General features: G+C 61.1%; 6 protein-coding genes. All 6 read right to left on the bottom strand.

Features of this window, described 5'->3' with window-relative positions; all coding sequences use genetic code 11:
• Positions 1 to 242: 242 nt before the first annotated feature.
• A complete protein-coding gene (glgX, locus tag MA884_RS24385; RefSeq protein WP_256232913.1) occupies positions 243 to 2,402 on the bottom strand; it encodes a glycogen debranching protein GlgX in 2,160 nt (719 codons plus the stop codon).
• Positions 2,403 to 2,678: 276 nt separating this feature from the next.
• A complete protein-coding gene (locus MA884_RS24380; protein ID WP_256232912.1) occupies positions 2,679 to 3,020 on the bottom strand; it encodes a DUF2934 domain-containing protein in 342 nt (113 codons plus the stop codon).
• A 20-nt stretch (positions 3,021 to 3,040) separates the two neighbouring features.
• The gene (locus MA884_RS24375) at positions 3,041 to 5,827 is read right to left on the bottom strand and encodes a malto-oligosyltrehalose synthase (protein ID WP_256232911.1); all 2,787 of its coding nucleotides are present in this window, start codon (positions 5,825 to 5,827) and stop codon (positions 3,041 to 3,043) included.
• Positions 5,824 to 7,902, bottom strand: coding sequence for a 4-alpha-glucanotransferase (gene malQ / locus MA884_RS24370; RefSeq protein ID WP_256232910.1), 2,079 nt, complete (start codon positions 7,900 to 7,902; stop codon positions 5,824 to 5,826). Before malQ ends, MA884_RS24375 begins: the two co-directional genes overlap by 4 nt.
• Positions 7,899 to 9,701 (bottom strand): malto-oligosyltrehalose trehalohydrolase, encoded by a 1,803-nt coding sequence (gene treZ / locus MA884_RS24365; protein WP_256232909.1) that lies wholly within the window; start codon positions 9,699 to 9,701, stop codon positions 7,899 to 7,901. Before treZ ends, malQ begins: the two co-directional genes overlap by 4 nt.
• A gap of 7 nt (positions 9,702 to 9,708) precedes the next feature.
• Entirely contained in the window at positions 9,709 to 11,280 is a 1,572-nt protein-coding gene (gene glgA / locus MA884_RS24360; protein WP_256232908.1) for a glycogen synthase GlgA, read from the bottom strand.
• Between the last annotated feature and the right edge of the window lie 805 nt (positions 11,281 to 12,085).

Genomic DNA, 12,085 nt, shown 5'->3' with positions numbered 1-12,085 from the left:
TCCTTGTTGTATTCAATCTTTCAGCCGTGCACCGGGCCGATTGCCCAGTGGCGCCCATAAGGGCTGACTGCGATCTGCGATGCTCCGAATCCTGGAATCTACCGCACGCGAAGTATTGATCATGTTGGGCGATTCGTCGCCTCACATGTTTGTCTGAACCGTACTTTTTTCCACTCTCTGAGCTGTGTAGACAACGAGCCGCGTCCCTGCGGTTCTCGCTCCTCAAACCGTTTATCGCGGAGTTATTCCTCTTCCTCGCGCTGCAGCTCGAACAACAGCAACGAGCGGCCGGTGACGGAGTATTCGTAGTCGAACTCGAAACGCTCCTGGCCACGTACTTTCGGCTGGTTAGTATCGACCATGCATGTCCAGAAACTCCCCTCAGGCACTTCCGGCAGGCGGAAGTTAACGATGTCGTGATGGGCATTGACCACCAAAAGCAGGGTCGCGTTGCCGCCCTTGCGGCGAATGCCGGTTTCCTGGGCGCGCCCGTCCATCAGCATCCCCAGGCACCGACCGTGGCCGTCGTGCCATTGTTCGGTGGTCATCTCGCTGCCATCGGGGGCCAGCCAGGTGACGTCCTTGACGCCGATGTCCTCGTTGTAATTACCCACCAGGAACCGCCCGCGTCGCAGGATCGGATAGGTCAGGCGCAATTTGATCAGACGCTTGACGAACTTGAGCAGCGCCTCGCCATCTTCGCTCAGGTCCCAATTGACCCAGCCGATCTCACTGTCCTGGCAATAGGCGTTGTTGTTGCCATGCTGGGTCCGAGCGAACTCATCGCCAGCGACGATCATCGGCGTGCCTTGGGCCAGCAGCAAGGTCGCGAAGAAGTTGCGCATCTGCCGATGACGCAGTTCATTGATCTCGGGATCGTCCGTCGGGCCTTCGACGCCGTGATTCCAGGACAGGTTGTTGTTGCTGCCGTCCTGGTTGTTTTCGTCGTTGGCTTCATTGTGCTTGTCGTTGTACGACACCAGGTCATGCAGGGTAAAACCGTCGTGGGCGGTCACGAAGTTCACCGAGGCGTAGGGGCGACGACCGCGCTGGTTGAACATCTCGCCTGAGGCAGTCATGCGGCTGGCGAAGTCGGCTAGCTGGCCGTCGTCGCCTTTCCAGAAAGCGCGTACCGTGTCGCGGAACTTGTCGTTCCACTCCACCCAACCCGGTGGGAACCCTCCCACCTGATAACCACCAGGGCCGCAATCCCAAGGCTCGGCGATCATTTTCACCTGGCGCAGCACCGGGTCCTGGCGACAGGCGACGAGGAAGCTGTGACGCTCGTCGAAGCCGTCATGGTAGCGGCCCAGAATGGTTGCCAGGTCGAAACGGAAACCATCGACGTGCATTTCCGTGGCCCAGTAGCGCAGGGAGTCGGTGACCATCTGAAGCACGCATGGGTGACTCAGGTCCAGGGTGTTGCCGGTGCCGGAATCGTTGATGTAATAGCGTTTGTCGTCAGGCATCAGCCGGTAGTACGAGGCATTGTCGATGCCGCGCATGGACAGGGTAGGACCTTGTTCGTTGCCTTCAGCGGTGTGGTTGTAGACCACGTCGAGAATGACTTCCAGGTTGGCCTCGTGCAGGTGCGCGACCATCTCCTTGAACTCGGCGATTTTGCCGCTGGCCAGGTAGCGCGGGTCCGGGGCAAAGAAGGCGATGCTGTTGTAGCCCCAGTAGTTGGTCATGCCCTTGTGCAGCAGGTGCTGGTCATTGACGAACGCGTGGACAGGCAGCAGCTCCACCGATGAAACGCCCAGCTTGCGGATGTGTTCGAGCACATCGTCCACCATCAATCCGGCGAAGGTGCCTCGCAGGTTTTCCGGCACCGAGGGATGACGCATGCTGATACCGCGAACATGGGTTTCATACAGGATGGTCTTGTCCCACGGCACGCTGACACGCTGGTCGTTGCCCCAGGTGTGGGCCGGGTCGATGACCTTGCATTTGGGCACGAACGGCGCGCTGTCGCGCTCATCGAAACTCAGGTCGCCATCCGGATGGCCGATGGTGTAGCCAAACAGCGCTTCGGACCACTTCAGCTCGCCGACCAGTTGCTTGGCGTAAGGGTCGATCAGCAGTTTATTGGGGTTGAAGCGATGACCATTTTCCGGGTCATAGGCGCCATAGACCCGGTAGCCGTAGATCATTCCCGGATGGGCGTCAGGCAGATAGCCGTGATAAATCTCGTCGGTGTACTCCGGCAGCTCGATACGTTCGAGTTCGACTTCGCCGGCATCATCGAAAATACACAGTTCAACCTTGGTGGCGTTAGCGGAGAACAGCGCGAAATTGACCCCCAGGCCATCCCAGGTTGCACCGAGCGGGAAAGGCAGGCCTTCACGAATCCGCGAGGCCTCGATAACGGGCGGCGGCGTGGTGTTTTTTGGTTGGGTCATAGGTGCTCCTGCAAAAGACATACAGAGATGGCAATGCTGTTCAAATTAGGACGGGGGTCTGTGCGCTACCGGATTTGGTGAAACGTCGCACCGCCCCGTGGCGTGCGCTGTGTGGAACTGGCGAAGGCTGCGATCTTTGAATCTTGATCTTTCGCTCCAGATTCAATTGTCTGGGACAAGATCGCAGCCTTGTTCTACTCGTCAGCTCCTAGCGGGATACCTCCCTCGTCACACGGCCACGAAGAAGCGCTTGCTTGAGACCGATCAGCCGATGAATCAACTCGCCGGTGGCTTGCGCGGCGCTCGTGGCTTCTTGTCGGCAGGCTTTTGAGCCGCCGAGGTAGTGGCAACAGGTTTTGCCGCAGGCTTGGCCTTGGGCGTCGTGCTTTTCGTGGCGGTTTTGGCGGCGCTGCTCTTGGCTACGCCTGACTTGACGCCATCAGTTTTGCTGGCCGTTGGTTTTGCGGCCGCCTTGGCAGGTTTGCTCGGTGCCAGGGCTTCGGCTTCGGCAAGTTTGCGGGCCATCTCCCAGTGGCGTGTTTCCTGCCCCGCAGGCTTACCCTCGGATTCCCAGATCTGATAGGCGAACTCACGAATGCGTTTATCGTCGGTACTCATCGCAGTGCTCCTGACTGAACTCAACATTGGATAAAGACATTGACCGGGAAGTCCCCCAGCGCGGCGCTGACCATCAGCTCTCCTTGGGGTGTGACTGCTGCGCTTGAAAAAAGTCCCTTCAGTTTTGCATCCCCGGTGGCGAACGGTAACGACACGCGGGTATTGCCCCAACGCGATGCAGCTACCAGTGGCACAGCACCGTTTTCCAGCAGGGTGGCCGCATGGATCGGTACCACTATGATCGCCCTTTGTTGCTCATGCTCACGCATAAACGCCAAGACCCGTTCTGACTGCTCGCCAACCACTTGGAGTGGCTGGTAGCGACCCTGTTGGAACAGTTGCGGGTGTTCGGTGCGCATGGCCAGCGTCCTGGCGATCAATGCTTGCTTGACCCTGCCATCGCGCCAGGTGCCTAGCAGTTGCGCCGGGGTGCTTTGGGCTTGTATCGCCTCGCGGCGCACCATGAAGTCCACCGGACGGCGGTTGTCCGGATCCACCAGGCTGAAATCCCAGAACTCGTTACCCTGGTACAGGTCCGGCACACCGGGTACGGTCATACGCAGCAAGGTTTGCGCCAGACTGTTGAGGGCGCCCGCCGGGGCGATGGCCTGGACCGCTTCGGCGATGGCGCTGCGCAGGGGCAGCCCCTCATCACCGAGCAACAGCCGCTCCAGGAACATCTGGGTCGCCTGCTCATAGGCGTCGTTGACGGCCGCCCAACTGCTCTGCAACTTGGCTTCGCGCAAAGCCTTGCGTTGCCATTGCCACAGGCGCTCGTTGTAGTCGGCCAATGCCTTGTGGTCGCGCACATCAAGGTCCAGCGGCCAACTTCCCAGTAGCGCCTGGTACAAAATCAATTCATCACCGGCCGAAGGGGCGGCGGGGTCGCTGTGCAATGAAGGCGCAAGGATGCGCCATTGCTCCACGTATGCGGTGTACCTGTCAGCCCGTTCGCTGAGCACCGCAAGCCTTGCCCTGGTGTCTTCGCCGCGCTTGTGGTCGTGGGTGGCGGTGGTCATCAGGTTGTCAGGGAAATGCTCCAGCCGTTCGAGGCAGGCATTATGGAATTCCTGGGGCGGGGCGCTGAACCGCTCGGTGTTGTAGCCCACGTCGTTGCGCGACAGCAGCACTGCCGAACGATAAAGCGCCGTGTCTTCCACGGCCTTGGCGGCGGCTGGCGAGGTCAGTTGCTGGAAGCGCACGCAGGCATGGCGCAGCCGTTTGCGCTGGCTGCCCCGTGGACGATCCCGCCAGGGCATGCCGCCGAGCCAGTCGGCCAGGTAGTCGAGCACCGGCCAGTCGGCTTCGCTGAGGGTTTGTCGGGCGCCTTCCAGGGCCTGGCGAAAAAACACATCGTCTTCGCTTGAACGCCCCAACGGGTTGATGTACGTGCGGTACACCGGGAAATGCACGATCAGTTCCTGCAACGCCCGGCGAATCGCGCCGAGGGTCAGGTCACGGGTCATCACGTCGTCCCGCGCGACCTGAAGCAGGGCCTGGGCAACGCTTTCGAAGTCTCCGGCCAGGGAACCGTTGAGAATCTGTTGACGGGCCAGGCGGGCTTCTTCGATGAAGTGCGCCGGCCGTTCGCTGTGGCGACTCCACAATTGGGCGAGGGGCTCGGCACCGGCCGGGTCATGTTGCAGCAACGAGATCTGGTTCATGAACTCGTAACCGGTACTGCCGTCGATGTTCCAGTCCTGACGCAAGGTTTCGCCATCGCCGAGGATTTTTTCAATAAAAATGGGCAGGTGCCGCGAGGGTGAAAGCGAATCGACACGCCTGCGCAATTTACGGCAATAACCACGAGGATCGGCAAGACCGTCGATGTGATCGATGCGCAACCCGTCCACCAGGCCTTCGGCGATCAATTCAAAAATTTTTGCGTGGGTGGCTTCGAACACTGCCGGGCGCTCGACCCGCAGGCCGCCCAGCTCATTGACGTCGAAAAAACGCCGCCAGTTGATGTCGTCCGCCGCCGTGCGCCAACTGGCGAGCCGGTAGCTCTGGCGCTCCAGCAACTGATGCAGGCGCTCGAAGCCCTCGGGTTGCCGGGAGTCGTACGCGCGCAAGTTCTCTTCGATGGCGGCCAGGATGCCCGGTTGGCTGGCCAGTGCTTGCAATTGCTGTTGCAGTGGCCGGGACAGGGTATGGGCGTCAGTCTGGTAGTTCAGCGTGGTAAAGCGCTCGGCCAGAGCCTTGAGGGATTCGGCTTGTTCGGATGGCAGCGTTTCAGCGGGTTTGAGCAATTCGCCATACTGCATCGGGCAGATCGGAAAGTGATGTTCGTAATGTTCGACTAAAAAGTTGCCTTGCCCGGCATCGAAACGCAGCTTCAGCGTGCCTTCCTGCAAGGCCACACCGTAGTCGCTGCCCAAAAATGGCAGCAATAGCTGGCCCTCCATCAACGGGTCGGGGGAATGCCACTGAATGTCAAAGAACTGACCGTAGGGGCTCAAGCGTCCCCACTCCAGCAGATCCTGCCACCACGGGTTGTCGTTGCCGCCGACGGCCATGTGGTTGGACACGATGTCGAGGATCAGTCCCATCCCATGCTCACGCAGGCTGGCGACCAGGCGCCGTAGGGCGTCTTCCCCGCCCAGTTCCGGGTTGACCTGGGTCGGATCGACCACATCGTAGCCGTGCATGGAACCGGCCCGGGCTTTAAGCAGCGGCGAGGCATAAATGTGGCTGATGCCCAACGATGCGAAGTAGGGCACCTGCGGTATGGCGTCGTCCAGGGTAAAGCCTTTATGAAACTGCAGGCGAAGGGTTGCCCGCAGCGGTTGGATCAACGTTTGATTCATTGGTCACGCTCGTTCGCCTGAAGCCTTGCGCAGGCGAGTATTTCCAGACGCCGGGCAGCGTCCGGGTCATCCAGCAACGCCTGGCTGTCGCACGCCAGGCGACGCCGCCAGTTGGGGTGGGTATCGGTGGTGCCGGGCAGGTTAGCCTGCTCGTCGATGCCTAGGGCGTCCTCCAGTGGCAGCAACACCAGCGGCGCACGGGTGTGACCGAGAAAGCGCACACTGGCATCGAGTATCTCGTCGGGTTCCCGGTGTTCTTCCCGAAAGTTCTGCGGGTCCTGATTCAACACATTGCTCAGGCCTTCACGTTCACGTTCTCGGTGTCTGCGCCAGTCCATCTCGGTGTGGGAGTCGATCAGGTCCAGTCGTGCGTTCCAGTCGATATCATGGCCGTGCCACCAGCCATTGAGGGTCGGCAAGTCATGGGTACTGGTCGTGGCCAGTGCGTTGTCCGGCCAGTCGAGAATGGGTTTGAAGTGGGTATTGTCCTGTTCGAACAAGAGCACGCGCATGCCCAGGATTGACCGGGCACTGAGTTTTTCTCGAAGGCCTTCAGGCACAGTGCCGAGGTCTTCGCCCAGCACGATGGCCTGATGGCGATGGGATTCGAGGGCCAGCAAGCGCAGCAAGTCATCCACCGGGTAATAGAGGTATGCGCCATCGCAGGGTGGGGCGTCGTTGGGAATCACCCACAAGCGCTGCAAGCCCATCACGTGATCGATGCGCAAGCCGCCGGCGTGGGCGAAATTGGCCCGCAGCATTTCAATGAAAGCGCGAAAGCCGTTGCGTACCAATCCCTCCGGCGAGAACGCCGAGATGCCCCAACCTTGGCCGGAGCGGTTGAGGATGTCCGGTGGTGCGCCCACGGTCAGCGAGGCGAGCAGTTCATCCTGTCGACTCCAGGCCTGACTGCCTCCACCATCGGCGCCTACCGCCAGGTCGGCGATCAGGCCAATGCCCATGCCGCTGGATTTAGCCGCGCTCTGGACGCGCTCCAGGCATCGGGTGATCAGCCACTGGCAAAACGCGTAGAAGCCGATTTCGTCGGCGTTCTCCTCGGCAAAATGCGCCAGCGTCGCGCTGCGAGGGTTGCGCCATTCTTCGGGCCAGTGGCGCCAGTCGAGGCTTTCTCCCCGAGCCGCGCGTTCGGCCTGCAAAGCTTCGAAGCGGCAATGGTTCTCCAGGGCTTCGCCGCTGGTATGGCGGAAACTGCTGAAGTCCTCATGCAGTGGGTGCTCGCCCTGACTAAAGCCGTCGTACAGGGCTCGCAGGACCTTCTGCTTGGCTTGGGCCGCCACAGGCCAATCCACCAGCGGCTGCTCTTCCAGGTTGCGCAGTTGATTGGTCAAGCCAGTGGCATCGATGGCGGTGCGCAGCGCGCGTTCACCCAGGATGGTGCCCGGCGCGGCATAGAGGCTGTTGAGGAAGAGTCGACTGGACGGTGAGTAGGGGCTGTAACGGCCGGTGTCGCTGCTGAACATCGCGTGCATCGGGCTGATGGCCAAGGCATCGGCACCGCGCTCGCCGGCCACTCGTGCCAACTCTTCCAGGGCCTGGGTATCGCCAAAACCGCCGTCGCCCGGACGGCGCAACCCATATAGCTGCGCGCTCAGGCCCCAGGCGCGGGGCGTCGGGTCATCCACGGCGTCGGCGACGCTGTAGCAACGTGCCGGTGCGACCGCCAGGATGAAATGCTGGTCCTGGATGCTGATGTGCTGGTAACCCACCGGGACCATCCCCGGCAACCTGGCTTCGGCGTCGAGTTTCAGGTTCAGCGTGGCGCCATCTTCGAGCTGGATTTCGCAGGGCGTTGCAGCTGCGAAATAGCGGCTCAGGTCCACGCTGGTCCCGACATCGGCGGTGATCAGCGGTGGCAGTTGATGGTTCTGTTGAGCCTGCTGCAATTGCAGCAGGCTGGCATCGATTTCCTGGGCGGTACCGGCTGGATGGCCCAGACCGGTGAGGACCGAACGCAAGACGGCGGGCGAGACTTTTTGTGCCCGGCCGTTGGCGTCGATCCAGTCCACCGCCAGGCCGGCCTGGCCGGCGAGGATCTCCAGTTGCGCATCGCTCATAGGCGCTCTCCAGTGGTGTTGGGCAAGTTTGCCGCTTGCGTCAGACTGACCAGCGCGCTGTAGGGCGCAAGGGCGCCCTGTTGCAACAGACCCACGGCATGCTGCGGATGTTCGAAAAGAATCTCGGCCTCTTCGTGAGCGGTGTACCTGACCGACTGATTGCTGAGGTTCAGGTCAATGCGCAATACGCTGCCGTCGCTCAGTCGCCAGCGTGCGCTGACTGCGCCATGGCCCAGCACTTCGGCGCCCAGGGCCTGAGCCCCAGGCAAGCGCGGGACGATCGCTTCACGGCGGATTTTCAGCAACTGGCGATACAGTGCCTCGCTGGCGTGTTGTTCAGGGTGTTGCGCCTCCAGGTTAGGGCGCGATGCGTCGAAGGTGTCGGCCGCATTGGGATCGGGAATGCGCGCGCGCTTTTCGGGATCGGCAAAGGCACTGAACGCCTTGAACTCGTTGCGCCGGCCTTCGCGAACCAGTTCCGCCAATTCGCCGTGATGGCTGGTGAAAAACAGAAAGGGTTGCCCGGCCGCCACCTCATCGCCCATGAACAGCAGCGGAATCATCGGCGACAAGAGCAACAATACGGTCGCCGCTTGCAGAGCCTGGGGTGGCGCCAACTGATGCAGGCGTTCACCCAGGGCGCGGTTGCCAATCTGGTCATGGTTCTGCAGGAACAATACGAAAGCGCTGGGGGGCAGGTGGCCGCTGGGTTCGCCCCGAGGTTCGCCGTGGCGGTTGATATGGCCCTGGAAGACAAAACCCTGGCTGAGGCAGCGTGCCAATTGTTCCGTCGGCTCCTCGGCATAGTCAGCGTAATAGGCGTCGGTTTCGCCGGTCAGCAGCACGTGCAGCGCGTTGTGCCCGTCATCGTTCCACTGGGCGTCGTAGCCGTGCTCCAGCAGGCTGGCCTGGTTGTGTTCGTTTTCCACGGTCAGCCAGACATGCCGTACCGGGTCTACCTGTTCGCGCACCCTGGCGGCCAGTTCCTGGAGGAAGTCCGGGTCTTCGATCGCATGCACGGCGTCCAGGCGCAGACCGTCGAAACGGTATTCCAACAGCCACATGAGCGCATTGTCGATAAAGAAGTCCCGCACCTCGCGGCGCCGGAAGTCAATCGCCGCGCCCCAGGGCGTGTGCTTGTCTTCGCGGAAGAAACCTTTTGCGTAGCGATGCAGATAATTGCCGTCGGGGCCGAAGTGGTTGTAGACCACGTCCACAATCACCGCCAGCCCATGGCCGTGGGCGCTGTCGATCAGGTGCTTGAGCTGTTCCGGCGTGCCGTAGGAGGCCTGGGGTGCGTAGGGCAGGACACCGTCGTAGCCCCAGTTGCGGTCACCCGGAAATTGCGACAGCGGCATCAGTTCGATGGCGGTCACGCCCAATCCGGCCAGGCGCGCCAAGTGCTGTTCGACGCCTTGGAAACCACCGAGGGCGCCGACGTGCAATTCATAGATCACGGCTTCGTGCCAGGGGCGCCCGGACCAGTGGGTATGGCGCCATGGGTAAGCATGAGGATCGACCACCACGCTGTGGCGGTCAATGTCACCGGCCTGGGCGCGGGACGCCGGGTCGGGCACCTCCAGTTCGCCGTCGATGTTGTAGCGATAACGGGTGCCGGCGGGGCAGCGGGTCTGGATCATGAACCAGCCATCGGCCTGGGGCAGTAGCGGTATTGAGTCTCCAGTGTCGAGTTCGACACTCACAAAAAAAGCATCCGGGGCCCAGAGGGCGAAGCGGGTGTGCTCGGCATCGAGCATGACCGCGCCATGGGTCCAGGTTTCAGGCGTCCTTGACGGCATTGTTACCTCATTGTCTGGCCGATTTACCCAGTGACTTGGCCACTAGCTGTTCATAGAGTTCGGCGTAGGGTTCCACGGCCTTGCACCAGTTGAATGGCGCCGACATGGCCCGGCAGCGCATCGCGTTGAGCAGGTCAGGAAACTCGAAGACCTTGAAGGCCCGGCTCAATGCCAGTTTGTAGCTGTCGGCAGTGGATTCATCGAACAGGAAACCAGTGATGCCGTCCTCGATGGTGTCCGCCAACCCGCCGGTATTGCGTGCCACCGGCAACGAGCCAAAGCGCTGGGCGTACATCTGACTTAAGCCGCAGGGCTCGTAGCGCGAAGGCATCAGCAGAAAGTCGCTGCCGGCGAACATCCGCCGCGCATCCGTTTCGTTGAAGCCGATGCGCACGCCGATTCGTCCGGGAAAACGCAGTGCCAGCTCACGCATGGCTTGTTCTTCCTCCGGTTCACCGCGACCAATAATCGCGATTTGGCCCCCGGATTCGACGATGAACTCGGCGACGGCTTCGGTCAGGTCCAGGCCTTTCTGGTACACCAGGCGCGAAACCACGGCGAACAGCGGGCCGCTGGAATCGTCGAGGCCGAACAGGTCGCGCACATGGGCAGCATTCACTGCCTTGCCCTCCCAGTCGCCCATGGCGAACTGGCGGAACAGGTGCGTATCGGTGGCCGAGTCCCAACTCTCATCGATGCCATTGGGAATGCCGCTGAGCAGGCCCTGTTGTGTTTTGGCCGCGAGGAAACCGTCGAGCCCGCAACCGAATGCCGGCGTGGTGATTTCCTGGGCGTAGGTGGCGCTGACCGTGGTGATATGGCTGGAGTAGGCCATGCCGGCCTTGAGAAACGACAACTTGCCGTAGAACTCCATGCCTTCCTGTTGCAATGCATGCTCCGGGATACCCAGCTCCGGGCAGGATGCCAGACTCACCACGCCCTGGTACGCCAGGTTGTGGATAGTGAACAGGGTGGGCGTGCGTTGCCCGCGCCAGTGCATGTAGGCCGGCGCCAGCCCGGCCGGCCAGTCATGGGCGTGGACCAGATCGGGGCACCAGTGGATTTGGGCGAGGTTGGCGGCGATGTCAGCCGCGGCCAGGCCCAGTCGGGCGAAGCGAATGTGGTTGTCGGGCCAGTCGCGACCGTTGTTGGCGCCGTAAGGTGAGCCTTCACGGGCAAAGAGTTCCGGACAGATCAGTACGTAAATCACCAGACCGTCGGCCATGTCCATACGACCGATCTTGCAAGGAGGCAGCGCTGCGTGACCGCCCAGTTCACCGATGATGTGGATCGGGTTGCCGCTGTTCATTACCTGCGGGTAACCGGGGATCAGCACCCGGACATCATGCAGGCCGGCCATGGCTCGGGGCAGGGCGGACGAGACGTCACCCAGGCCACCGGTCTTCACCAGATCGGCGATTTCCGAGGTTACGAACAATACTTTCTTGCGATTGGGGTTCTGCCTGACGACGGGGAGCAGTGCCTTGCCGCCGGTGGCTAGCACCGGTGCCGTCGGCGATTCAGCCGCCGGCGGAAGTTGAGAACGGACTTGTTGTGGTTCCAAGGCAGCACTGATCATAAATTTCTCCCATTTTCTCGATCTGTTTCCGGCAAGCGCCAGAGCTGTTGTTTCATTGGCCGAATCCTGCGGCCAGGCGCACAAGCGCTACGCAAGGTAAGCAAAACGCTGCCCAATGCGGTTAAGCGAATCAGGTGAAAGGGCTGCTACAAGGACTTGCAAGGACTGCACCAGCCGCTGTTGCCCTACCTCTAACCTGACCAGTCGCCGTTGCGAAAAGTTTCCACTTTTTTTCGTCTGGGTGACTGGTCGGTTTTCTCCCCGGTTGGGCAGTCTAGGTCAGAACCTAGAGCGGTGCGGCGCGCTTCGTCGAATTGTCCGACAATCAGGTTCATTGTCGGTAATGTCTTACGCGACAAAGGGGGATACGCACCGACGAAGTGCAGTTTCTGGAAATGAAATGGGTGTATGGGGAAGGGGCTGTTTCATCGGCGTGCGCGCTGGGATGGCGGGATGCACCATCGGGGGGCGAGCGAGATGGAGGCATTTTAGTGGCCATTGTTGGCACTGGAAATGTGCTGTTTCTGTGGCGCACTTAACACCGCTTTCGCGAGCAAGCCCGCCACAGGGGAATTGAGGTGAACACCAAATCGGTTAACCCTGAAAAAAACCTGTGGGAGCAAGGCTTGCCCGCGATGACGACGGCACATTCAGCAAGGATGCAAGCTGACCCAGCGCTTTCGCGGGCAAGCCCGCTCCCACAAGGGATTTGAGGTGAACACCGAATCGGTTAACCCTGAAAAACCAGTGTGGGAGCAAGGCTTGCCCGCGATGACGGCGGCACATTCAGCATGGATGCAAGCTG

Origin of the sequence: Pseudomonas sp. Q11, from assembly GCF_024494355.1 — a bacterium.
Lineage (GTDB): Bacteria > Pseudomonadota > Gammaproteobacteria > Pseudomonadales > Pseudomonadaceae > Aquipseudomonas > Aquipseudomonas hefeiensis.
The sequence above is the reverse complement of the archived record's forward strand: the minus strand, read 5'-3'. Positions and strand labels throughout refer to the sequence as shown.